Genomic DNA, 22269 nt, shown 5'->3' on the forward strand with positions numbered 1-22269 from the left:
TATCAAGCCTTCCTCGCTGCAACATCACGAGACCATTTATTGCTCGTTCAGGCGCGGTGTGCTCCATTGCGCCGCCCGGCGCCCGCCGGGAGAAAGCCGGAGCTCTCATGGATTCGATCGCGCAACCCGCCGCCACGGAGCAGCCGTCCACCTCGCGCAACCGGTTGCTGCTGACGGTCTATACCGCTGCGATCTTCGTCAGCGCGCTCCTGCTGTTTTCGGTGCAGCCGCTGTTCACGAAGATGGTGCTGCCGCGGCTCGGCGGCTCGCCGGCCGTGTGGTCGGTGGCGATGGTGTTCTTCCAGTCCCTGCTGCTGGCGGGCTATGCCTACGCGCATCTCTTGATGCAGATCAGGAACCGCGTGGTGCCGGTCGTGGTGCATCTGGTGCTGTTGATCGCAGCCTTCATCACCTTGCCGCTTGGCATCGCCAGCGCCTATGGCGAGCCGCCGGCGTCCGGCTACGCGTTCTGGCTGCTCGGCCTGTTCGTGATGTCGATCGGCTTGCCGTTCTTCGCGCTCGCGGCCAACAATCCGCTGCTGCAGGCCTGGTTCGTTCGCACCGGCCATCCGGATGGGCGCGACCCCTACTTCCTCTATGCCTCCTCCAATATCGGCAGCTTCCTTGCGCTGTTGTCCTATCCGTTTCTGCTGGAGCCGATCTTCACGCTGCACACGCAGAACCGGCTCTGGACCGGCGGCTATGGTCTGTTGATCCTGCTGATCGCGGGCTGCGGCGCGCTGCTGCTGCGCTCGCCCAAGGTTGCGCTCACCGATGCGCGCCTCGACGAGGCAAATGCACCGGCGCCGACGCTGCTGACACGGCTGCGCTGGATCTTCCTCGCGGCCGTGCCGTCAGGCCTGCTGATCGCGGTCACCGCGCATATCTCGACCGACGTCGCGGCCGCGCCGCTGCTATGGGTGCTGCCGCTGTCGCTGTATCTCCTGACCTGGGTGGTGGTGTTTCAGTCGCGGCCTCTGCTGCCGCACAAATGGATGCTGATGCTACAGCCGGTCGCGATTGCCGGCGTCGTCTTCCTGCTGGCGTTTGGCGGCGAGCAGAACCTGCTGCTCACGCTCGGCGGTCATCAATTGTGCTTCTTCGTCATCGCCATGGCCTGCCACGGCGAATTGGCGCGGACGCGCCCGGCGGCCAGATATCTCACCGGCTTCTATGTTGCACTTTCGTTCGGCGGCATGATTGGCGGTCTGTTTGCCGGTCTCGTCGCGCCCTTCACCTTCTCCTGGATCGCCGAATATCCGATCCTGGTTGCGCTCGCAGCGCTGTGCCGGCCGGCGGCGAACGAGCGTCTTGCGGGCATCGTCAAATGGTACTGGCTGGTGCTTGCCGCGCTCGCAGTGGCGCTCGTTGCGCCGTCCTATCTGGCGGGCGATCTCTCGGCCTGGTTCGAGGATCACCGTGTCTGGGTGGCCGGCGCCGTCGGCATACTCGCCGCGCTGCTGGCGGTGTCGCTCAATGCCGACCGCTGGAAGATCTTCGCCACGGTCGCGCTCGCACTGGCGTTGACGCGGATCTATCCGGCCGACGAGGGCCGCGTCACCACCGTGCGCAGCTTCTTCGGCGTGCACAAGATCGTGGTGACGCCGGGCGGCTATTTCCACGTCCTGATGCATGGCACCACGATTCACGGCGCCGAACGCTTCCGCAACAATGACGGCACGCCGGTCACCGGCCGGCCCGAGCCGATCACCTACTATCATAAGGACGGCGGCATCGGTCAGGCCATCACCGCGATCCGCGAGCGCAAGGGCGCGCCGTTGAAGGTCGCGGCGATCGGCGTCGGCTCCGGCACGCTCGCCTGCGCGGCCGAGCCCGGTGAGGACTGGAAATTTTTCGAGATCGACCAGTCGATGGTGGATGCCGCGCGTGATCCCAAAAATTTCCGTTACATATCGAGCTGCCTGCCGGACCTGAAGCCGGTGATCGGGGACGCGCGCCTCACCTTCGCCAGGGAGCCCGACGGTGTCTACGATCTCATTATCGTCGATGCCTATTCGTCGGATGCGATCCCGATCCATCTGGCGACCCAGGAGGCGATGAAGATCTACAAGGACAAGCTCGCCCCGCACGGCGCCGTCGTGATGCACGTCTCCAACCGCCATCTCGATCTCGAGCCTGTCGTGGTCGGGATCGCCGATGCGAACGACCTCAAAAGCTGGGTCTATGACGAGGATTCCGGCCGCGACGCCGACTACATCTTTTCGACCGACGTCGTCATCTCCGCGCGCGCGGCGGAAGATGTCGGCAAGCTGGCCTCCTCCAAGCAGTGGGAGGAGACCGATGCGGACGAGAAGGTGCGGGTGTGGACCGACGATTATTCCAACATCCTCGGCGCGCTGTACCGGCGCTTGCGGTACGGTGAACAGTAGCGCTCCGTCGTGTGGGACTTACGGTTCGACCGGCGTCCCCGCCGGCAGCGCCAAGCCCTTCTCGCCGGCGACCTGGCGCAACAGGTCCGGCCTGTCTGAGATGATGCCGTCGACGCCGATCTCGATCATCCGCGCCATGTCGTCAGGCTTATTGACCGTCCAGACCACGACGCGTAGCCCCTGCGCATGGGCCTCCGCGACAAGGGCGGCGGTCACGTCACCGAAATAGGGCGACCACACCGCCCCGCCCGCGGCCTTGATCGTCCGCGGCAGCGAGCTGCCGTAATCCGCCGGGTTGAAGCCTGCCGTCCAGTTGGTCTCCTTATCGAGGACGACGGTCGGTGCCGAGCCGCGCTGGATCGTCAGGTACACGGTCGGAATTGCCGGAGCCCGTTGCTGGACGAGGAGCAGGGTCCGCCAGTCGAACGACTGGATCATGACGCGATCGGAAAATCTTTCGGCCTCGATCACGGCGAGCAGCTTGGCGACGAAGGCTTGCGGCTCCAGCGATTCATCCGGATGGTCGGGATCGATCTTGGTCTCGATATTGAAGCGCACGCGCTCATTGCCGGATTTGCGCACCAGCGCGAACAGCTCCTTCAGCGTGGGAATGCGCGTCCCCGGCAGGGCGCGCTGATCGGGAAACTGTTTCGCATAGGCGCTGTCCGGCCGGATCTGGCCGACGTCGTAAGTCCTGACGTCGGCGAAGCGCAGCTTCACGAAAGGCGTGCCGGGCGCAGCGACATAGGCGCCATTCGCATCCCGCGCGAGATCGGGATTGAGCCCGCGCTCGTGCGATACGACGACCTCGCCGTCGGCTGTGACGCCGACGTCGAGCTCCAGCGTGTCCACGCCCATCGTCAGCGCATTGGCAAAGGCCGGCAGGGTATTTTCCGGCAACAGCGCGCGCCCGCCGCGATGGGCCTCCAGATCGAACGCCATCGCTTGTCCGGTCATAGCTTGTCCTGTCGTGAGAACCGAAAGCACTGTCAGAATTGTCGCAACACGTGACAGCATCACAGTTTTCAGTCCTAATGAAAGGAAAAAGCATATGAAATCTCCGCCGGTTTCGTCCAGCCCCGCAGTCGACAGCGGCCGCCGGCATCTCTATCTTCCCGGGATTGCACCTCGACGCGCGTGACGGGATTTTGCATGAGCCGCGCCCGCTTGTTCGCCGCTATTTTTCTCGCGGCACTGACCCTGTCGCAGCCGGCCTTCGCCCAGCGCGGCAATGATTTCGATTCGCTGCTGGCGCAGATGAACGCGGCGACACAAGGCGGGCGCTGGGCCGAGGGGCTGGCCGCGGCGCAGAAGCTGGAAGCCCTGGTGCGCCGCCGCCAGGGCGCCGACAACATGAACTATGCCGGCGTGCTGCACAATGAAGGCATGTTCCTGCACAATCTCGGCCGCTATGGTGAAGCCGTCGACAAGCTCAATGCCGCGCTCGCGATCAAGCTGCGCAACAACGACGTCGCTTCGAGCTTGCGCACCTCCAACATCCTGGTGGGCTCGCTCGCGATGCTCGACCGGCGGGCAGAGGCGACGACGGTGGCCGAACGGGCGCTGGCTCTCGGTACCAGCGCGTTCGGCGCCAATGACGTGCACCTCTCGGACACGCTGGCCGGGCTTGGCGGACTGGCGCGCGACAAGGAGAACTACACGGAGGCGGCCGGCTATTTCGAGCGCGTGCTTACCGGCTTGCAGGCCGCCAATGCGCCGCCGCTCGCCATTGCGTCAGCCCTGGACGATCTCGGCGATGTCTACGGCTTGCAGGGGCGTTTCGACGACGGCGAGCGCATGCTGAAGCAAGGTCTTGAACGACTCGACCGCAGCTTCGGCCCCAATGCCGAGGCCGCGCCGAACTACGACAAGATGCTCAATGATCTCGGCAATCTCTATCTGGATGCCGGCCGTCTGACCGACGCTGAGGCTGTGATGCGCCGCGCGCTTGCGATCACCCGGGCGCGCAGCGGCGATGCCCATCCGAACGTCGCGGCCACCATGGGCAATCTCGCGACCGTCCTGGAGCACGAGGCGCGCTACGCCGAGGCCGAAAAGCTGTACCAGCAGACGCTCCAGGCCTATGAGCGGATCTACGGCCCAAACCATCCGACCACGGCGATCGGGCTGAACAATCTCGCCAACGCCTATTCGGCGCAGGGCAGGAACGAGGCGGCGGCGGGCCTCCAGGAGCGCGTGCTCGCGATTGATGAAAAGGCCTTCGGCCCCGATAGTCCTGATGTCGGGCGCGCCCTGAACAATCTCGCCAACAGCTATGCGAGCCTCGGCCGCAGCGACCAGGCGCTCGACCTCTACCGCCGCTCGCTCGCAGTGATGGAGCGCAAGTTCGGCGAAGGCAGCGGCGCGAGCGCGCTGGCGGCGGGTTCGCTCGGTCGGGCCTTGATGGATGCCGGCAGGACGGACGAGGCGAGACCCTATCTGATGCGTTGCCTCGAGATCGACGAGCGCGTGCTTGGCGGGGCGCATCCGCAACTGATCAAGGATCTGCGCGCTATCGCGCTGCTCGACTTGAAGACGGGCAATTTGACCGCAGCGCGCAGCTCGCTCGGCCGGGCGTTGGCGATCGCCCAGGACAGGCTCGGGCCGAACCATCAGGACACGATCGCAACGCTGCTCAACCTCGCCGAGGTCGATCGCCGCGAGGGCCGATGGGCGGACAGCCTGACGCGGCTGCGGCTCGCCGCGACCGCGCTCAACGCGCAGCGCAATGCGCAGTTCGTCCGTTTCACCGAGCTCGATCCCTGGCTGATCGATGCGATCTGGCGCGTCGCCGACGGCAGGCCCGATGCCTCGGCGACGGACGAAGCCTTCGGTGCGGCACAGCGCGCGCATGAGACCACGGCAGGTGCTGCGCTGGCGCAGATGGCGGCCCGCTTCGGCGCCGGCAATGATGCGATCGCGGGATTGGTCCGGCGGCAACAGGATCTGAAGGCGAGCCTCGAGACGCTCGGCAAGCGCGTCACATCGGAGCTCGGGCAGGCGGACGGCAAGCGCAACGACACGTTGCTTGCAAGCCTGCGCGCGCAGGCGGCGCAAGCGCAGACGTCGCTTGACGACATTACGGCCCAGCTCGACCGCAGCTATCCGGCCTATGCCGAACTGTCCAATCCGCAGCCGCTGACGATCGCGCCAGTGCAAGCGCTGCTGAGGCCGGACGAAGCGCTGGTGACGTTCATCGCACTCAGCGACAAGACCTATGCCTTCGCAGTGACGCGGGAGGCGAGCGCGCTGCGCCAGATTGCGCTCGGCAACCGCGAGCTCAGCGATCGTGTCGCGCATCTGCGGCAGGGGCTCAGCGATCCCGAGAACGCCCAATCGTCATTCGATCTCGATGCGTCCTTCGAACTGTACTCTGCCTTGTTCGCTCCGATTGCGGCCGACATCGCCGGCAAGCCGAAGCTGCTGATCGTTCCCGCCGGTGCGCTGACCAGCCTGCCGTTTCAGGTGCTGGTGACGAGGAAGCCTGATGCCGCGTCTTCCGATCGCTACCGGCAGGCGGCCTGGCTGCTCAACGAGCGTGCCATCACCGTGCTGCCCTCGGTGCCGAGCCTGCGCGCGCTACGCAGCTTTGCCAAGGACTCGCGCGCGCAAAAGCCGTTCATCGGTTTCGGCGATCCTCTGTTCCAGCGGTTACCCGGCGACAAGCGTCAAGGGCGCAACGTGCAGCCCTATCAGAACTACTATGACGGCTCCGCTGTCGATCTCGACCGCCTGCGCACGGGCCTGCCGGCCCTCCCGGAGACGGCGGGCGAGCTCCAGGCCGTGGCGCGCGCGCTTCACGCCTCGCCGCAAGATGACGTCAAGCTTGGTGCGGCCGCGACCGTGACCAGCGTCAATCTGCTGCCGCTTGATCAGTACCGTGTCGTCGATTTCGCGACCCATGGCCTCGTCGCGGGTGAGGTCAACGGCCTCAGCGAGCCGGCGCTGGTGCTGACGCTGCCGGACAAGCCGACCAATGAGGATGATGGTCTGCTCACCGCGAGCCGCATCGCAAAGCTCAAGCTCGATGCCGACTGGGCGGTGCTGTCGGCCTGCAACACCGCCGCGGGCGACAGGCCCGGCGCGGAAGGCCTGTCGGGGCTTGCGCGGGCCTTCTTCTATGCCGGCGCACGCGCGCTGCTGGTCTCGCATTGGCCGGTCGATTCCGATGCGGCGGTTCGGCTGACCACGGGCGCGTTCTCAGAGCTCGCTGCGCATCCCGGCATTGGCCGTGCCGAAGCCTTGCGACGTTCGATGAGGGCCCTGATCGCGGATCGGTCGTCGCCTCGCAATGCCGATCCTGCGGTATGGGCGCCCTTCGTGCTGGTCGGCGAGGGCGGTTGACGGCGGCTGCAGAAAGCCCAAACTGACTTGCAAAAAAGTCGGGAGCGATTCACATGCGGCTCGGGCTCATTGCAACGATGGCGGCTCTGATGCTTGGACAGGCGGCAGCCAAGGATGTGTTATCGGGCGCGAGCCTCTATGCCGACGTGACGCGCTACGCCTCCTTCGGCCTGCACCGCTTCGGCTCATCAGGCGATCGCGCTACGGCCGACTGGATTGCCGCCGAGCTGGCCGGTGCCGGCTTCGCCGTCAAGTTCCAACCTGTCGTGCTCGGCCGGCAATATGTCGTGGAGAAGGCCAGCGCGGCTGCGGCCGGCACGGTGGTCGAGGCGACGCCGTTCTGGTGGCCGCCGGAGGACAAAGCGAGCTTCCATCTCTCCGCGCCGCTCGTGCGTGAGGGCGACGTTGCCGGAAAAATTCTCATGCTTGATCTGCCGTTTGATCGCGGCGCCTATCTCGGTCCCGCTCATCGGGCCGCGATCGCCGAAGCCGCGGCGAAGAAGCCTGCGGCCCTCCTGCTGATGATCGGCAATCCCGCCGACGACCGCTTCGCCTACAATGTCACGCAAGAGGACGCGCCCTGGCCGGTGCCGGTGATGGTGGTCGGCGCCAAGGCGCGCGGTCCATTCGAGCGGGCGCTCGCGTCAGGCGCGGCGGTGACGTTCGACGCGACAGGGCATTACGATCGCAACGTCGCCGGTCGCAACGTCATCGCCGAGACCGGCATCGGTCGCGGGCCGACCATTGTTGTCTCCACGCCGATGACGGGCTGGTATTCCTGCGTCTGCGAGCGCGGACCCGGCATCGCCAATTTCCTCGCGCTGGCGCGCACGGCGGCTGCGGAGAAATGGCCGGCGCATTTCGTCTTCGTTGCCACCGCCGGCCACGAGATCGGCCATGGCGGGATGGAGCTTTTCCTGAAAGATGGCGCGCCGACGCCAAAGCAGACGCTGGCCTGGATTCATTTCGGCTCGTCGAACGCCTGCTACGCCTATGCGGAAGGCGCGCGCACCAATCGAATCGAGGAGGAGCGCTATCTGGTGCTGAGCAAGTCGGCCGTCGCGCTGACCGACGAGACCTTTGCGGCGGTTAAGGCCAAACGCCTGGTGACGGAGAAGCAGGCGGTCGGCGAATTGCGCGACGTGCACGCGGCGGGCTACGCCAATTTCCTCGGCATGGCCGGCCGCCATCAAACCTTCCACACGCCTGCGGATAATCTCGCGGCAACCGGGCCCGAGATCCTCGAGCCGGTTGCCCGCGCCTTCGTCGATGCCGTGCGGAAGATCATTGAACGCGGCGACGCCGCGTTCAAATAGCCTCAGTTCTGGTAGTAGTAATTGCGCGGCTGATAATACTGGCGCGGCTGCTGCTGCTGATAATAATAGCCCTGCTGGCCACCCTGGTCGTAATAGGGCTGCTGTTGCGGCAGCTGCTGGTAGGCCTGCGTGCCATAGGGGCGGGTGATCGGACGCGGCGCCGGGTAGCGCGCGCCGGTGTCGCTGCCGTCGGCGGGATAGATGTAGTTGTCATCCTGGGGCATGTAGCGGCGCGCGGGCTGCATCGGCGGCGTCAGATTCACGGGGTCGCCCGATGTCGCGTACTGCTCCTCGGCGGGCTGCTGGGTGCGGGCCATGGCCGTGGGGTTGCGACCGCGCGGGTTGCGGGCCAGCGCCACCTGCGCCGAGCCGGTCAGCGTCACCGTGGTGTTGAGCACGCCCTGCTCCTGGACCAGCGCATAGAGCGTCGAGGCGTTCTGACGCGACAGCCGCACGCAGCCATGCGAGGCGGGCGTACCCAATCGCCCCACCGAGTCGGTGCCGTGAATGGCGTGCCCGGCCTTGGTGAAGAAGATCGAGTGCGGCATCGGCGCGTCGTCGAATTCCTTGGAGTAGTGATCCTCTTCCATGCGGAAGGCGCGGAACGAGCCGGCCGGCGTCTCGCGCGAGGGGATGCCTGTCGACACCGGCCAGTGGTAGCGGGTGACGCCGTCGACCACGACGGTCATCTGCTGATTGTCCTTGTCGACGGTGATGTCGACCTTGGCCTGCGCGTTGCCCGCGCTCAAAAGCATCAGCGAGGTGAAAGCGATAAAAAATGAACGCATCTGACGTCTGGCCTCCGGCCTTTTCACGCTAGAGCATGACCTGGAAAAGCGTGGAGCGGTTTTCCGAAAAGATCAGGCTCAGACAATAACACCGCGGCTCTCCGTCCCCCGGCGTGCATTATGCCTGTGATCCGGCTTTCGTTCCAGCTTCGTGCCAAGCTAACCTTCCTGCCATCGTTAACGTGATGCCGGACGTAAGCAAGGCCGCTTTGGGCCGCGCATGCCCTGAGGGTGCTGACATTTTCGCGAGCGGCGGATGCGTTCACATCGCCGACAATTCGTCACAAAGCCGCAACCATTTGGCCGCTTCGGGCGTTGATCGTGACCTGCCCGACAGGCGGCTTTCGCCGCCGTCATTCCCGCCACCATTGCTTTGGGATCGAAGATGAACGAAGCCCGTATCGCAGCCTTGCCGGCCGGCCTGCCCGTCCGCCTGCTGTTCGCTGCCGCCGCCATCCTCTTGGCTTTGCTGTCGCTGCCGCATCCAGGTCACGCCCAGGGCATCGTGCGCGGCGCCCAGGAAGGCTCCTATGAAGGCAACAGGATTGCCGGACCCGTGGGCGGCGCGGTCGGAGGCGTCGTCGGTGCCGGTGTCGGCGGCGCTGTTGGCGCGGTCGAAGGCGTTTTCGGGATTCCCCACCATCGCTACTATCGCCACTGCCACGGCTATTATGACGGCTACCACCGCTTCCGTTGCTATCGGTGACGTCGCGCCATCCGGCCTCCAGACCTGCAATCAGTTCTTCAGCCGATAGCCGGTGCGGAAAATCCACCAGATCACGGCGAGGCAGATCGCCAGAAACGCCCCGGTCATGCCGATGCTGACGGACACGCTGACATCGGCAATCTCATAGAAGCTCCAGCGGAAGCCCGAGATCAGATAGACCACCGGGTTGAGCAGTGCCACGGTGCGCCAGGTCGGCGGCAGCATGTCGATGGAATAGAAGCTGCCGCCGAGGAAGGTCAGCGGCGTCACCACCAGCATCGGGATCATCTGCAACTTTTCGAAGCCGTCGGCCCAGATGCCGATGATGAAGCCGAACAGGCTGAACGTCACCGCCGTCAGCACCAGAAAGGCCAGCATCCAGATCGGATGGTGGATATGCAACGGGACGAAGAGCCCGGCCGTCGCCAGAATGATCAGGCCCAGGATGATCGACTTGGTCGCGGCGGCGCCGACATAGCCGAGCACGATCTCGAAAGAGGAGATCGGCGCCGACAGGATCTCGTAGATCGTGCCGGTGAATTTCGGGAAGTAGATGCCGAACGAGGCATTGGCGATGCTCTGCGTCAGCACCGAGAGCATGATCAGGCCCGGCACGATGAAGGTGCCGTAGCTGACGCCCTCGACCTGGCTGATGCGCGAGCCGATCGCGGCGCCGAACACCACGAAATAGAGCGAGGTCGAAACGACCGGCGAGACGATGCTTTGCAGCAGCGTGCGCCAGGTACGCGCCATTTCGAACAGATAGATGGCGCGGATGGCGCGGTGGTTCATGACGTCCTCACGAGGTCGACGAAGATGTCCTCGAGCGACGATTGGGTCGTGTCGAGATCGTTGAAGCGGATGCCGGCAGTGCGGAGGTCGCCGAGCAGGCTGGTGATGCCGGTGCGCTCCCCCTTGGTGTCGTAGTCGTAGACCAGCGTCGCGCCGCTGTCGCAGAGATCGAGCTTGTAGTGGGCCAGGCTCTCGGGCAGCGCGCCGAGCTTGCTCTGCAGATGCAACGTCAGCCGCTTCTTGCCGAGCTTCTGCATCAAGGTCGCCTTGTCCTCGACCAGCACGATCTCGCCCTTGTTGATGACGCCGATGCGGTCCGCCATCTCCTCGGCCTCCTCGATGTAATGCGTGGTAAGGATGATGGTGACGCCGGATTGCTGGAGCGTGCGGACCACCTCCCACATGCCCTTGCGCAGCTCGACGTCGACGCCGGCGGTCGGCTCGTCGAGGAACAGGATCTGCGGCTCGTGCGAGAGCGCCTTCGCGATCATCACGCGCCGCTTCATGCCGCCCGAGAGCGTGATGATCTTGCTGTCCTTCTTGTCCCAGAGCGAGAGGTCCTTCAATACCTTCTCGATATGGGCGGGGTTCTTCGGCTTGCCGAACAGCCCGCGGGAGAAGCTCACCGTCGCCCACACGCTCTCGAAGGCGTCGGTGTGCAATTCCTGGGGCACGAGGCCGATCAGCGAACGTGCCTTGCGGTAGGAGGTCTGAATGTCCTCGCCGCCGACCAGGACGCGCCCCTCGCTCGGATTGGCGATGCCGCAGATGATCGAGATCAGCGTGGTCTTGCCCGCGCCATTCGGCCCGAGCAGCGCGAAAATCTCGCCGCGCTTGATGTCGAGATTGACGTTCTTGAGCGCCTTGAAGCCGGACCCATAGGTCTTCGACAGGTCGGCGACGGAAATGATGGAGGACATGGTGGCCGGGTGGGATGGGGAAGGGGACGCCGAAAACCACCCTCTGGCGGGCGGAGACGAGCGGAGCCCTGAAATAGGAATGGCGTTGCCCGCCCGCAATTGGCGGGAGAAAAATGGTCTCAAAACAGGCCCTTCGGTGGCAGGTTTCGGGCAAGTGTTGCGCGATGGTCACGGATTGCAGCGAAGATGGCCGTTCACGCGGCTCTTTGTTGCGTCTGCGAGCGGGCCGTGGCTACGATTCCGGCCAATCGCGAAGCGTATTGTCCCCAAGGAAACAATCGATGAGACCGAACGGCCGTCACACCGCCGACACCAGCCAATTGTCTACCCTCCGCATGTGGGGGATCTGCCTGCTGTTGCTGTCAGCTGTTGCCATGAGCCCGACCACCGCCAAGGCGGCGCCGAGCCAGGCCGCGGCGACGACGCATGTCTATCTGCTGCGCGGCGTGCTCAACATCTTCTCGCTCGGGCTCGACACCATCGGTGCGCGCCTCGAGGCCCAGGGCATCCCGGTGACCGTCGCGAACTTCGTGTCCTGGTCCTCGCTCGCCGATGAGGCCGCGGCAAATTACAGGGCTGGCCGGCTCAAGACCATCGTGCTGGTCGGGCACTCCTCGGGCGCAACCGCGCTGCCCGACATGATCGCCAAGCTCAACCAGCTCGGGGTGCCCGTGAAGCTCGCGATCGGGCTCGATTCGGTGTTCAAGACCAGGCTGTCGACCGGCGCCGAGCGTTACATCAACATCTATATCGGCGACGGTCCCGGCGAGCCGGTACGCGCCGCGGCCGGCCTCCGCGGCAAGCTCGACAATGTCGATGTGCGCGGCACCGGCGTCGGCCACATCACCATCGACAAGAACGAAGCGATCCAGCGCCGCGTCATCGCCGAGATCGACGCCGCAATCGCCCGCTCGCGCGGTCCGGCTGGACCGGTCGCCGAGCCCGGCGCGCCGCGTGCCGCGCGCGCGGCGGCTGTGACTCCGGCGAGGAACTGACGCTGGTCGCCTGTAACGGCTGACGTGATAAAGCCGCCGCCGACTTGAGTGTCGGCGGCGGCTTTGTCTTGCCTGCACGTGGATTGCCGCGACGGCGCTCAGTCCTCGGATGAACTCGGCCTGATGTCACCGACGACCATGCCTCGCAAGGCTCCCCGCAGCACGGCGACATTATTCGCCCCGTTCAGCTGCTCGAACTCCCGCTGGGCACGCTGCCAAAGCGGGGCGGCCCTGTCGTGCAGACGATGGCCGGCATCGGTGAGCTCGATGAGGCGGCTTCGTCCATCGGTGGGCGAGGGCCGGATACGGACCAGGCCATCACGTTCCAGGAAGCCGACCATCTTGCCCATTGCGGTGCGTTCGATGTCGAGCTGCTCGGCGAGCGCATTGACGGCGGCGCTCCCGAGTTCGTTCAGCGCTGCCAAAGTGAGGAATTGCGTGATGCGCAGGCCAGCCGGTTCGAGGTGAGCGTCGTAGAAGCGCGAAATCTGCCGGTTCGCCTTCCTCATGGCGGAGCAGTTGCATTGATCGATTCCCAGAGGCTTGTTCACCGGCAACATCTCCTTGTCTCCATCGATTCTCATCAATGGCCCGCGCGGCGAATATAGGCGCGGCGCGGGCACAGCGATATTCTGGAAACCCTCCTCAAAACGCTTCTCAAAATCCTTGCGGCGGGGTGATGTAGCCGGGTTCCTCGGCCGCAAGCGTGCTCTTCAGCACCACCGTTCCCTTGTCGGCCATCACCTCGCTCTTGCCGGCGGCGAGGGCGTCATAGGTCTGGCTCACCACGTCCGCAGGGCTCGCCTTCGGCACGTCAATGCCGTTGGTCAGGTCGGTGTCGACGAACCCGACATGCAGGCCGAGAACCTGGATGCCGCGATCGCGCAAGTGGAAGCGAAGCTGGTTGGTGTAGCTCCAGGCCGCGGCTTTCGAGGCGGCATAGGGCGCCAGGATCGGCCGCGGCAGCCAGACGATGTCGGAGAGCACGTTGATGATGGCCGCGTTCGGCTTCGTCGACAGGTTCGGCTCGAAGGCCTGCGTGACGCGCACGACGCCGTAATAATTGGTGTCGAACAGGCGCTCCGATTGCGCCACGACGTCGGTCGACAGCGGCCCCTCGATCAGGGCGGCGATGCCGGCGTTGTTGATCAGCACCGTCGTATCGGCCGCCAGCTTGGCGGCGGCGGCGATCGATGCCGGATCGGTAACGTCGATCTTCACCGGGATGAGGCCGGGCTCGCTGAAGCCGTCGGTCTTGCGCATGCCCGCATAGACCTTGGCCGCACCGCGGCGGCGCGCCTCGCGTGCAAAGGCCAGACCCAGGCCGCGATTGGCACCAGTGATGAAGACGGTTGCGTTCTTGATATCCATGACAGTCTACCTTTCCAATGTCGTCGGAGGCTTGTTCGCGCCGCCGGCTTGTTTCGGTTCAGAGAAAGAGAGTTTCCGGCAGTTGCTTCGAAAGCCGCTCGCGCAAGCCGGTGGCGAGAGACAGCACCGCGCCGAGCGGACTCATCCGCACGCTGACGCGCGGCACCGATCCGTCGGGATTGTGCTCGACGATGACGGAGGCGCTCAGCTTCTCTCCGCCGCTGAGCGCGGCCTCGTATTCGAGAACGAGTCGCGAGCCGACATTCTGTACAAACGTCGGTGTCTGCGACGCGTAGAAGGTGCCGACGGCATCGACAACGCGGCGGACGTTGTCGCGTCCGATGACCGGGCCGCGCAGCACGGAGCTGACCAGCTCCGCGTCATCAGTCAGATCGTCGAGAAACGGGTGACGCTCGGTTTGTGAGTGGGACATTTTCGAACCCCATATTGGCTTTGATCGTGTTCAGGCGAACACGGCGCGGTTCTGCGCGATGAATTGCCGGACCGAGAGCGGCGGCGTTCCCGTGATTTTCTCGACCGCATCGTTGGTGCCCGAGAAAATGCCGTCGCGATAATTCTGGGCGACTTCGACCAGGTGCTGCACCAGGAACGGAGGAAACTTGTAGAGCTTCTCCATCTTCTCTTTGAACGCCGCGATCGAGGTCGGCGCGTAGTCGATCCGGGCGCCGAGCACCTCGCTCATCTCGGCGGCGATCTCGGTGTGGTTCATCTCCACCGGGCCGTGCAGCGGATAGATCTTGCCCTCATGGCCTTGCGGCTTGGCCAGCAGGTGGGCGATGACACGGCCCTGATCGTCGCTCGCGATCGGCGCGTGGCGTCCGTTCTCGAACGGAAATTCGATCTTCTTCTTCGCCCAGATCTCCTTGCCGAAATGCGGGTAGACCAGCCAGTCGGCAAAGAAGGTTGGGCGCAGATGCGTCGTCGCGACACCCGACCAGTCGAACACCCGTTCCGAAATCCAGTGATCCTGCGCCGCATGGCTCGCCGATTCCCGGCGTGCCGAGATCTGCGACATGTTGACGATCGCGCCAACGCCGGCCTCCTTCGCCGCCTGGGCGAAATAGGCGGCGGCACCGATGATTCCGGGCGCGATCGGATGGAGGAAATAAGCAGAGTGGATGCCTTCCATGGCCGCGCGAATGGCATCGATGTCGGTGAAATCGCCGATGGCGATCTCGACCCCCCGCTGCCTCAGCGCCGCGGCCCGCTCGCCGTCCGAGCGCACATAGGCGCGCACCGTCTTGCCGATCCTCAGCAGTTCGTCGATGGCCGCGCCGCCGGTCCGGCCGGTCGCACCGCTAACCAGAATGGTCGCTTCGCTCATGATACCGCTCCTTCATTCAGTTAAGAGCATATGCTCTTATTTACGACAATGTAGGTGCATATGCTCCTAAGTCCAGCGGCTTCTTTGAGCCGAAGAGGGGAGGCTGTTCACATCGCCGTGTAGCCCGAAGGCAAGAGCGGGGACGGGAGCAAGGAAGGCTACGCTCGGCGGATCCCTGCCCCAAATTCCGCCCATTCGGTCACTAAGCGCCGCGGAGGGGGCGGTTGCCCCCGTGGTGGGGACTGCGGGACTGATGATTGATCCAAGGCGACTTGTGGTGTTGGCAGCGATCGCGTTGCTCGCCTTGAATCCCGGCTTGGCCGCAGCCTCGCCCGCGAAGCCGAAGCCGGCTGTGGCCCCGGCCGTCGCGCCGCCGCCTGCACCGCCAGCCGAACCGCCGCCGCCGCCGAAGATCTATCTGTTCCGCGGCGCCATGGGGCCGATCTTCTCGACCGGCATGGACCGGCTCAGCGAGAAGCTGACGGCGGCCGGCTTCTCGGCCGACGTCTACGAGTTCACCCTGTGCCGTTTCATCGGCAACCGCGCCATCGCCAGCTACAAGGAAAGCCCGGCGCCGATCGTGCTGATTGGCCATTCCATGGGCGGGCTATGTTCGGTCCTGATCTCCGAGATGGCGGCCAAGGAGAACGTCCCGATCAGCCTCGTCATCGCCATCGACCCCGCGCACGCGACCGATGACGTGCCGCTCAATGTCGAGCGCTTCATCAACATCTTCCTGTCCGACAGCGTGCTCGGCGGCGGCGACGTGGTGGCCGTGCCCGGCTTTCGCGGCCATTACGCCAGCTATGATTTGAAGCTGAACAGCCGCGTCTCGCACATCAACATCGAGAAGTCCGACGACATCCACCGCCAGATCCTGGAGATGGTGACGCAGCTGCCGCGCATCCAGGCGCCGCAGACCGAGGCCGATGCGGTGCCGCTGCGCTATCAGGTTCCCGGGGACACGCTGGTCGAATTATGGGACAGCGGCGTGCGTGTGCCGGTTCGCACCGGCGATACCATGGAGAGCATTGCAGCCACGTATCGCGTGCCGCTGTGGACGCTCGCGCAGAGCAATTCGCTGGCGGAGAACGCGACGCTAACTCCCGGGCAGTCGATCATCGTGCCCAGACATTTGACACCGCCGGACGCCACGGCGGCGGCCGCGATGGCGATGCCACCGCCGGCACAACCTTCGCGGCGGAAGAAGTAGGTTCCCTCAGTCGTTCGAGCCGTGGATCGCGTCGATCACGGCGTCCGTCACTTCCCGCGTCGTTGCCTTGCCGCCGACGTCAGGCGTCAGAATGCCGGCCGCGCAGACGCGCTCGACGGCCTTCATCAGCCGCGCGGCCGCGTCCTTCTCGCCGAGATGCTCCAGCATCTGCGCGCCGGTCCAGAACGTTGCGACCGGATTGGCGATGCCCTTGCCGGTGATGTCGAAGGCCGAGCCGTGGATCGGCTCGAACATCGAGGGGAAGCGGCGCTGCGGATCGATGTTGCCGGTCGGCGCCACGCCGAGGCTTCCCGCGAGCGCGCCGGCGAGATCGGAGAGGATGTCGGCGTGCAGATTGGTCGCCACGATGGTGTCGAGGCTCCTCGGATGCAGCGTCATCCGCACCGTCATGGCATCGACCAGCATCTTGTCCCAGGTCACATCGGGGAATTCGGTCGCGACTTCGGCGGCGATCTCGTCCCACATCACCATGCCATGGCGCTGCGCGTTCGACTTGGTCACCACGGTCAGGAATTTGCGCGGGCGCGACTGCGCGAGCTGGAAGGCGTAGCGCATAATCCGCGTCACGCCGACGCGGGTGAACACGGCGACTTCGGTGCCGACCTCTTCCGGCAGGCCCTTGTGGGCGCGGCCGCCCATGCCGGCATATTCGCCTTCCGAATTCTCGCGCACGATCACCCAGTCGAGATCGCCGACGCCGACATTGCGCAGCGGCGAGGCGACGCCGGGCAGAATCTTGGTCGGCCGCACATTGGCGTATTGGTCAAAGCCCTGGCAGATCGGCAGGCGCAGGCCCCACAGCGTGATGTGGTCGGGCACGTCAGGGGCGCCGACCGCGCCGAAATAGATCGCGTCGAACTTCTTCAGTTCTGCAAGACCGTCCGCCGGCATCATCACGCCATGCTTCTTGTAATAGTCCGAGCCCCAGTCGAACGTCTTGACGTTGAAAGCGAGATCGCCGCTGCGTTTTGCGAGAGCCTCCAGCACGCGAACACCGGCCGAGATCACCTCGGGGCCGATGCCGTCGGCGGGAATGGCTGCGATCGAATGGGTGCGCATCAGGATTGCTCCGTTTGAGAGATCAGTGGGATTGCGGGACGGCTTCGACCGGCGCGGTTTTCGCGCGCGACAATAGCAGGGTCAGGACTGCGGAGAGAATGAGCAGGCCGCTGACGAAATAAAGACCGCCGACGAAGCTGCCGGTCTGGTCCTTGATCCAGCCGATCATGGCGGGACCGACGAAGCCGCCGAGATTGCCGATCGAATTGATGGTGGCGATGCCGGCGGCGGCCGCGGGGCCGGACAGGAACAGCGTCGGCATGCTCCAGAGCGGCGGCTTCGCCGAGGAGATGCCGATGTTCACGAGCGTCAGCGCAACGAGGACGGCGACCACGCCAGTCGCAAGACCGGCACAAGCAAGCCCTGCTGCAGCCACAAGACAGGCAATCACGACGTGCCAGGTGCGCTCGCCGGTGCGGTCCGAATGCCGTGCCCACAGCACCATGGCGACGACGGCGGCTGTCGCCGGCAGTGCATTGAGGAAACCGACCTGAAGCGAGGAGAGGCCGAACTGCTTAATGATCTGCGGCGCCCAGACGCCGAGCGTGTAGAGGCCGGCCGAGGTGCCGAAATAAATCAGCGACAGCGCCAGAACGCGCGGATCGGCAAGCCCGCGCCAGATGTTGTGGCTCGCGGTTGCGGCCTTGCGCGTGGTCTCTTCGTTCATGGTCTCGACCAGCCAGCGCCGCTCGTCCTCGCCGAGCCATTTCGCCTTCTCCGGTCGATCGGTCAGGAACGCCAGCACGACGAAGCCCAGCAGCACGGCCGGTAGCGCCTCCAGCACGAACAGCCATTGCCAGCCCTTGAGCCCGAGCATTCCGTCCAATTCCAGGAGCGCGCCCGAGACCGGCGAGCCCAGCACCGTCGAGAGCGGTGCGGCCGCCATGAACAGTGCGGTCACCGCCGCGCGCTGGCGCGCCGGGAACCAGTAGGAGAGATAGAGGATGATGCCGGGAAAGAACCCGGCCTCGGCGACGCCGAGCAGGAATCGCAGGACGTAGAAACTGGTCGCGCCTTGCACGAACGCCATCGCTGCCGAGACCAGGCCCCAGGTGATCATCACCCGCGCGATCCAGATCCGAGCGCCAACCTTGTGCAGGATGACATTGGAGGGCACCTCGAAAAGGAAGTAGCCCCAGAAGAAGATGCCGGCGCCGAAACCGTAGACGGTCGGCGACAGCCCGATGTCCTTGTTCATCGTCAGCGAGGCGAAGCCGATGTTGACGCGGTCGATGAAGGCCACGAAGTAGAGCAGCATGATGAAGGGAACGATGCGCCAGGTGATCTTGCGCAGCACGCGCGTCCGAATCTCGCTCGTCACCTGAGACCTCCCTGGAACCGTTGTGCGGCAGCGAAACTAGGCGAGGGCAGGAGGCGGGCTCAATCGGCGCTGGTTTATACAAAAAAATGATATAATCATCGCAAGGTTCGCCTTGACCGTCGCAGCCGGGCTGGCCATCCACGCCTTGCCCGTGGCGCAAAAACAAGCCCGGGCATGACGACTGCCTGCAGACGAGAGGATTTGCGAATGGAATTGCATCAGTTGCGATGCTTCGTGGCGGTGGCCGAGCAGCTGCATTTCGGCCGCGCCGCGCAGCATCTCCAGATGCTGCCGTCCGCGCTCGGGCGCCAGATCAGGCTGCTGGAAGAGGATCTGGGCACGCGGCTGTTCGCGCGCACGACCCGCGCCGTTTCGCTCACCGAGGACGGCGCGACGCTGCTGCGCGACGCCCGGGTCATCCTTGCCAAGGTCGAGGCCGTCGAGAGCAGTTTGCGCAACCGCTCGCGCACCGGCCCGGCGCGACGGCTGCGGATCGGCGCCATCGACAGCGCCGCGGCCGGGTTGTTGCCGCCGTTGCTGCGCGATTTTCGCGCCGGGCATCCCGAGGTTTCGGTGCAGCTTCTGGAAGACAAGACGGTCCGCCTGTTACCAAAGATCCTGACCGGCGCGCTCGATCTCGCCTTCGTCCGTCCGCCTGACCGGCCGGACAAGCGGCTGGAATTCCATCCTCTGCTCCAGGAGACCGCGATCGTGGCCTTTCCGCAGCGCCACGCGCTCGCCACGCGCAAGTCGATCACGCTGGCCGAGATCGCGGGCGAGCCGATGCTGGTGCCGGACCGCCGCTCGCGGCCGCATAGCCACGACCTCACGATCAAGCTGTTCGAGCAGGCCGGATTGACGCCGCGCATCGTGCAGGTCGCGGACGAGAAGCAGACCATCATCAATCTGGTGGCAACCAAGCTCGGCGTCGCGATCGTGCCGCGATGGACCACGCGCATGGCGGCTGCAGGCGTGCGCTTCGTGCCGCTGCGACCGAAGCAGCGCGGCCCGGTCGGCCGGTTGCCGCTGGCCGCGGCCTGGCTGCGCAGCTCGCGCGATCCGGCCCGCGATGCCATGCTGGCCGTGCTGGAGGCACGTCTGCGCTTCTATGCGCGGGAGGCGTGAGGCGCTATGACATTGGCCTGGACAAACGGTGGGATGCGATGACGGATCAGAAAGTTTCGAGCAAGTTGCGGGTGGCCATCGCGGGGCTGGGCTCGATCGGCACCAAGATCGCGACCGCGCTCGACCAGGGCATCGAGGGCCTGGCGCTGTCGGCCGTGGCGGTGCGTGATCCGGCCAAGCATCAGCCGTTTCTCGCCGGACTGCGCCAGCAGCCGCAAATCCTGCCGGTCGACCAGCTCGGCGAGGCCGCCGACATCGTGGTCGAATGCGCGCCGAGCAGCCAGTTGCGCGTGATCGTCGAGCCGGCGGTGACGCGGGGCAGATCCGCAGTCGTCGTCAGCGTCGGCGGGCTGCTCGACAATTTCGATCTCGTCGATCTCGCCCGCGCCAAGGGGGGCCGCATCCTCGTGCCGACGGGCGCGCTGATCGGGCTCGATGCCGTCAACGCGGCTGCCCTGGGCACGATCCATCAGGTGAAGATGGTGACGCGCAAGCCGATTGACGGGCTGAAGGGCGCGCCGTTCATCGTCGAGAACAAGATCGACATCGACAATCTGCGCGAGCCGCTGAAACTGTTCGAAGGCAGCGCGCGCGACGCCGCAAGAGGCTTTCCGGCCAACGTCAATGTCGCCGTTGCGCTTTCGCTCGCGGGCATCGGCCCCGATCGGACCCAGATCCAGGTCTGGGCCGACCCGACGGTGACGCGCAACGTTCACCGTATCGAGGTCGAGGCGGATTCGGCGCGGTTCTCGATGGGCATCGAGAACATCCCGTCCGAAAATCCCAAGACCGGGATCATCACCGCGCTGTCGGTGATCGCCCTGCTGCGCAAGCAGCGCGCCACGCTGTGTGTGGGGACGTGATTCTTAAGCCCCCGTCACGCGCCAGATCACGTTGCCGACGTCGTCGGCCATCAGCAGCGACTTCTTGTCGGGGCCGATCACGACACCCACCGGGCGGCCATAGGATTCCTTCTCGTCCGGGGACAGGAAGCCCGACAGGATGTCGCGGCCGGGGCCCGAGGGCTTGCCGTTCTGGAACGGAATGAACACCAGCTTGTAGCCGGACAGTTTGCTGCGATTCCACGAGCCGTGCTGGCCGATCACCATGCCGTCTCCGAAGCCGGGCAGGGTCCCTGCGGGCATCCAGCACAGGCCGAGCGAAGCGGTATGGCCGCCGAGCGCATAGTCAGGCTGAATCGCCTTGGCCACCATCGCGGGATCCTGCGGCACACGGTCGTCGACCGTCTTGCCCCAGTAGCAATAGGGCCAGCCGTAGAAGCCGCCGTCGCGCACGGAGGTGAGATAATCCGGCGGCGTCTCGTCGCCGAGCCCGTCGCGCTCGTTGACGACGGTCCAGAGCACATTCGTAGTCGGCTCCCAGGCAAGCCCGACGGGGTTGCGCAGGCCCGCGCCAAAAATGCGATGGGTGCCGGCAACGAGGTCGAGCTCATAGATGGCGGCGCGGCCTTCCTCGACCTCGAAGCCCATCTCGGCGATGTTGCTGAGCGAGCCGACGCCGGCATAAAGCTTCTTGCCGTCAGGGCTGGCGAGCAGGCTGCGCGTCCAATGGCCGCTCGGCTTGAACGTGGTGAGCCGCTTGCCCGGCGCGGTGATGCTGTCGGCATTGGCGACATAGGGGAAGGCCATCACGCCATCGGTATTGCCGACATAGAAGGTGTCGCCGACCAGCGCCATGCCGAACGGCTGGTTCAGGTTTTCCATGAACGCGCCGCGATGCTCGGCGACTCCGTCGCCGTCCTTGTCGCGCAGCAGGGTGATGCGGTTGGCGGACACGCCGAGCGCCGCTGCGCGCCGCATCGTCGCCTGCATCGCGTAGTGGAACACGCTGCGCGGAGGACCTGCGATCTGCGTCGCTTCCGCGATCAGCACGTCGCCATTGGGTAGCACTTCAATCCAGCGCGGATGGTCGAGGTCGGTCGCAAACGCATTGACCTTGAGCCCGGGCGCGACCGTCGGCTTCTGGCCCGCGCTCCAGCCGCGCGCGGTCGGCATCTTCAAGGTCGGGATCGCGCCTTGCGGCTTGGCTTCGGGAATGGCCGGCGTCTGGCCCCAGGCCGGTGCCGCCTCGGTGCCCGTCAGCTTCCGCCACTGCAGCGCGATGCCGCCGAGAACTGCAACGAACTGCGCGAAGATGCTGGAAAAAGTCATGAGGAGTCCCTGTTTGCGCGCGCATCCAACTGGCTGTCGGGGCAGACGTCAACCTGTGAGCCGCGCCGATGCGACCTATTCCCGTGGAATGGCAGCCGATCGAATTTGCATGGCGAGGGGCGAAGCGGTTCCTGACCCGTCATCCTGAGGTGCGAGTGGCACGATGCCAAGCATCGTGCCGGGAGCCTCGAAGGATAGACGGCCCGGCTGGAGCTCGGCCGTGCATCCTTCGAGGCTCGGTCCGCGATGCATGTGCATCGCGAACCTCGCACCTCAGGATGACGGGACTAATAGCAACGCTGCTCAGGGAAGGATTTAGGGCTCGCGCGTCTTCACCGCGGCGACAGGAACGGAATGATCATCGGCACGCGGCGGCAATAGGCGCCGTAGGC

General features: G+C 65.3%; 19 protein-coding genes. 8 read left to right on the forward strand and 11 right to left on the reverse strand.

Annotated elements, in window-relative coordinates; genetic code table 11:
- The first annotated feature begins 107 nt into the window (after nt 1–107).
- Complete coding sequence (locus tag G8O24_RS35935) at nt 108–2390, forward strand: spermidine synthase (RefSeq protein WP_188107255.1); 2283 nt, start codon at nt 108–110, stop codon at nt 2388–2390.
- 18 nt (nt 2391–2408) lie between these two features.
- On the opposite strand, the gene G8O24_RS35940 is transcribed toward G8O24_RS35935, so the two are convergent.
- Entirely contained in the window at nt 2409–3347 is a 939-nt protein-coding gene (locus G8O24_RS35940; RefSeq protein WP_244646200.1) for a glycerophosphodiester phosphodiesterase, read from the reverse strand.
- Between the two features lie 195 nt (nt 3348–3542).
- Between G8O24_RS35940 and G8O24_RS35945 the strand changes: the two genes are divergently transcribed.
- Together G8O24_RS35945 and G8O24_RS35950 are read left to right on the forward strand one after the other, a co-directional pair.
- A complete protein-coding gene (locus G8O24_RS35945) occupies nt 3543–6734 on the forward strand; it encodes a CHAT domain-containing tetratricopeptide repeat protein (RefSeq protein WP_188107257.1) in 3192 nt (1063 codons plus the stop codon).
- Nucleotides 6735–6787: 53 nt separating this feature from the next.
- On the forward strand, nt 6788–8050 hold the full coding sequence (locus G8O24_RS35950) for a hypothetical protein (protein ID WP_188107258.1): 1263 nt from the start codon (nt 6788–6790) through the stop codon (nt 8048–8050).
- Nucleotides 8051–8052: 2 nt separating this feature from the next.
- On the opposite strand, the gene G8O24_RS35955 is transcribed toward G8O24_RS35950, so the two are convergent.
- Complete coding sequence (locus tag G8O24_RS35955) at nt 8053–8838, reverse strand: L,D-transpeptidase (RefSeq protein WP_188107259.1); 786 nt, start codon at nt 8836–8838, stop codon at nt 8053–8055.
- A gap of 385 nt (nt 8839–9223) precedes the next feature.
- Here G8O24_RS35955 and G8O24_RS35960 point away from each other — a divergent pair, with 385 nt between their 5' ends.
- Nucleotides 9224–9544 carry a hypothetical protein gene (locus tag G8O24_RS35960; protein WP_188107260.1) on the forward strand — a complete coding sequence of 107 codons (321 nt, stop codon included), beginning with the start codon at nt 9224–9226 and terminating at the stop codon, nt 9542–9544.
- A 30-nt stretch (nt 9545–9574) separates the two neighbouring features.
- On the opposite strand, the gene G8O24_RS35965 is transcribed toward G8O24_RS35960, so the two are convergent.
- Nucleotides 9575–10336, reverse strand: a complete 762-nt coding sequence (locus G8O24_RS35965; RefSeq protein ID WP_188107261.1) for an ABC transporter permease — start codon at nt 10334–10336, stop codon at nt 9575–9577.
- Nucleotides 10333–11256 (reverse strand): ABC transporter ATP-binding protein, encoded by a 924-nt coding sequence (locus G8O24_RS35970; protein WP_188107262.1) that lies wholly within the window; start codon nt 11254–11256, stop codon nt 10333–10335. The genes G8O24_RS35965 and G8O24_RS35970 overlap by 4 nt, the downstream gene beginning before the upstream one ends.
- Before the next feature lie 281 nt (nt 11257–11537).
- On the opposite strand from G8O24_RS35970, the gene G8O24_RS35975 reads away from it, so the two are divergent.
- Nucleotides 11538–12251 carry a hypothetical protein gene (locus tag G8O24_RS35975; protein ID WP_188107263.1) on the forward strand — a complete coding sequence of 238 codons (714 nt, stop codon included), beginning with the start codon at nt 11538–11540 and terminating at the stop codon, nt 12249–12251.
- 98 nt (nt 12252–12349) lie between these two features.
- On the opposite strand, the gene G8O24_RS35980 is transcribed toward G8O24_RS35975, so the two are convergent.
- The 4 genes from G8O24_RS35980 to G8O24_RS35995 form a co-directional block, all read right to left on the reverse strand.
- Entirely contained in the window at nt 12350–12811 is a 462-nt protein-coding gene (locus G8O24_RS35980) for a MarR family winged helix-turn-helix transcriptional regulator (RefSeq protein WP_188107264.1), read from the reverse strand.
- A 97-nt stretch (nt 12812–12908) separates the two neighbouring features.
- Nucleotides 12909–13622: an SDR family oxidoreductase gene (locus G8O24_RS35985; protein ID WP_188107265.1), complete on the reverse strand. Its 714-nt coding sequence runs from the start codon at nt 13620–13622 to the stop codon at nt 12909–12911.
- Between the two features lie 58 nt (nt 13623–13680).
- Nucleotides 13681–14055, reverse strand: a complete 375-nt coding sequence (locus G8O24_RS35990) for a hypothetical protein (protein WP_188107266.1) — start codon at nt 14053–14055, stop codon at nt 13681–13683.
- Between the two features lie 30 nt (nt 14056–14085).
- Nucleotides 14086–14967 carry an NmrA family NAD(P)-binding protein gene (locus tag G8O24_RS35995; RefSeq protein WP_188107267.1) on the reverse strand — a complete coding sequence of 294 codons (882 nt, stop codon included), beginning with the start codon at nt 14965–14967 and terminating at the stop codon, nt 14086–14088.
- Between the two features lie 253 nt (nt 14968–15220).
- Here G8O24_RS35995 and G8O24_RS36000 point away from each other — a divergent pair, with 253 nt between their 5' ends.
- A complete protein-coding gene (locus tag G8O24_RS36000; protein ID WP_188107268.1) occupies nt 15221–16180 on the forward strand; it encodes a LysM peptidoglycan-binding domain-containing protein in 960 nt (319 codons plus the stop codon).
- 6 nt (nt 16181–16186) lie between these two features.
- Here G8O24_RS36000 and G8O24_RS36005 read toward each other — a convergent pair whose 3' ends face one another.
- Together G8O24_RS36005 and G8O24_RS36010 are read right to left on the reverse strand one after the other, a co-directional pair.
- On the reverse strand, nt 16187–17260 hold the full coding sequence (locus tag G8O24_RS36005; RefSeq protein WP_188107269.1) for a tartrate dehydrogenase: 1074 nt from the start codon (nt 17258–17260) through the stop codon (nt 16187–16189).
- A 22-nt stretch (nt 17261–17282) separates the two neighbouring features.
- Entirely contained in the window at nt 17283–18581 is a 1299-nt protein-coding gene (locus G8O24_RS36010) for an MFS transporter (RefSeq protein WP_188107270.1), read from the reverse strand.
- A gap of 207 nt (nt 18582–18788) precedes the next feature.
- On the opposite strand from G8O24_RS36010, the gene G8O24_RS36015 reads away from it, so the two are divergent.
- Entirely contained in the window at nt 18789–19706 is a 918-nt protein-coding gene (locus G8O24_RS36015; RefSeq protein ID WP_188107271.1) for a LysR family transcriptional regulator, read from the forward strand.
- Between the two features lie 38 nt (nt 19707–19744).
- The gene (locus tag G8O24_RS36020; protein WP_188107272.1) at nt 19745–20569 is read left to right on the forward strand and encodes an aspartate dehydrogenase; all 825 of its coding nucleotides are present in this window, start codon (nt 19745–19747) and stop codon (nt 20567–20569) included.
- A 3-nt stretch (nt 20570–20572) separates the two neighbouring features.
- Here the strand turns inward: G8O24_RS36020 and G8O24_RS36025 are convergent, their stop codons facing one another.
- On the reverse strand, nt 20573–21877 hold the full coding sequence (locus G8O24_RS36025) for a PQQ-dependent sugar dehydrogenase (RefSeq protein WP_188107273.1): 1305 nt from the start codon (nt 21875–21877) through the stop codon (nt 20573–20575).
- Nucleotides 21878–22269 lie beyond the last annotated feature (392 nt).

The organism is Bradyrhizobium campsiandrae (assembly GCF_014529705.1).
GTDB lineage: Bacteria > Pseudomonadota > Alphaproteobacteria > Rhizobiales > Xanthobacteraceae > Bradyrhizobium > Bradyrhizobium campsiandrae.

What these genes read in the sequence shown, in the direction of transcription:
- G8O24_RS35935 (WP_188107255.1), top strand. Translation starts at nt 108, where the DNA reads ATGGATTCGATCGCGCAACCCGCCGCCACGGAGCAGCCGTCCACCTCG.
- G8O24_RS35940 (WP_244646200.1), bottom strand. Translation starts at nt 3,347, where the DNA reads ATGACCGGACAAGCGATGGCGTTCGATCTGGAGGCCCATCGCGGCGGG.
- G8O24_RS35945 (WP_188107257.1), top strand. Translation starts at nt 3,543, where the DNA reads ATGAGCCGCGCCCGCTTGTTCGCCGCTATTTTTCTCGCGGCACTGACC.
- G8O24_RS35950 (WP_188107258.1), top strand. Translation starts at nt 6,788, where the DNA reads ATGCGGCTCGGGCTCATTGCAACGATGGCGGCTCTGATGCTTGGACAG.
- G8O24_RS35955 (WP_188107259.1), bottom strand. Translation starts at nt 8,838, where the DNA reads ATGCGTTCATTTTTTATCGCTTTCACCTCGCTGATGCTTTTGAGCGCG.
- G8O24_RS35960 (WP_188107260.1), top strand. Translation starts at nt 9,224, where the DNA reads ATGAACGAAGCCCGTATCGCAGCCTTGCCGGCCGGCCTGCCCGTCCGC.
- G8O24_RS35965 (WP_188107261.1), bottom strand. Translation starts at nt 10,336, where the DNA reads ATGAACCACCGCGCCATCCGCGCCATCTATCTGTTCGAAATGGCGCGT.
- G8O24_RS35970 (WP_188107262.1), bottom strand. Translation starts at nt 11,256, where the DNA reads ATGTCCTCCATCATTTCCGTCGCCGACCTGTCGAAGACCTATGGGTCC.
- G8O24_RS35975 (WP_188107263.1), top strand. Translation starts at nt 11,538, where the DNA reads ATGAGACCGAACGGCCGTCACACCGCCGACACCAGCCAATTGTCTACC.
- G8O24_RS35980 (WP_188107264.1), bottom strand. Translation starts at nt 12,811, where the DNA reads ATGTTGCCGGTGAACAAGCCTCTGGGAATCGATCAATGCAACTGCTCC.
- G8O24_RS35985 (WP_188107265.1), bottom strand. Translation starts at nt 13,622, where the DNA reads ATGGATATCAAGAACGCAACCGTCTTCATCACTGGTGCCAATCGCGGC.
- G8O24_RS35990 (WP_188107266.1), bottom strand. Translation starts at nt 14,055, where the DNA reads ATGTCCCACTCACAAACCGAGCGTCACCCGTTTCTCGACGATCTGACT.
- G8O24_RS35995 (WP_188107267.1), bottom strand. Translation starts at nt 14,967, where the DNA reads ATGAGCGAAGCGACCATTCTGGTTAGCGGTGCGACCGGCCGGACCGGC.
- G8O24_RS36000 (WP_188107268.1), top strand. Translation starts at nt 15,221, where the DNA reads ATGATTGATCCAAGGCGACTTGTGGTGTTGGCAGCGATCGCGTTGCTC.
- G8O24_RS36005 (WP_188107269.1), bottom strand. Translation starts at nt 17,260, where the DNA reads ATGCGCACCCATTCGATCGCAGCCATTCCCGCCGACGGCATCGGCCCC.
- G8O24_RS36015 (WP_188107271.1), top strand. Translation starts at nt 18,789, where the DNA reads ATGGAATTGCATCAGTTGCGATGCTTCGTGGCGGTGGCCGAGCAGCTG.
- G8O24_RS36020 (WP_188107272.1), top strand. Translation starts at nt 19,745, where the DNA reads ATGACGGATCAGAAAGTTTCGAGCAAGTTGCGGGTGGCCATCGCGGGG.
- G8O24_RS36025 (WP_188107273.1), bottom strand. Translation starts at nt 21,877, where the DNA reads ATGACTTTTTCCAGCATCTTCGCGCAGTTCGTTGCAGTTCTCGGCGGC.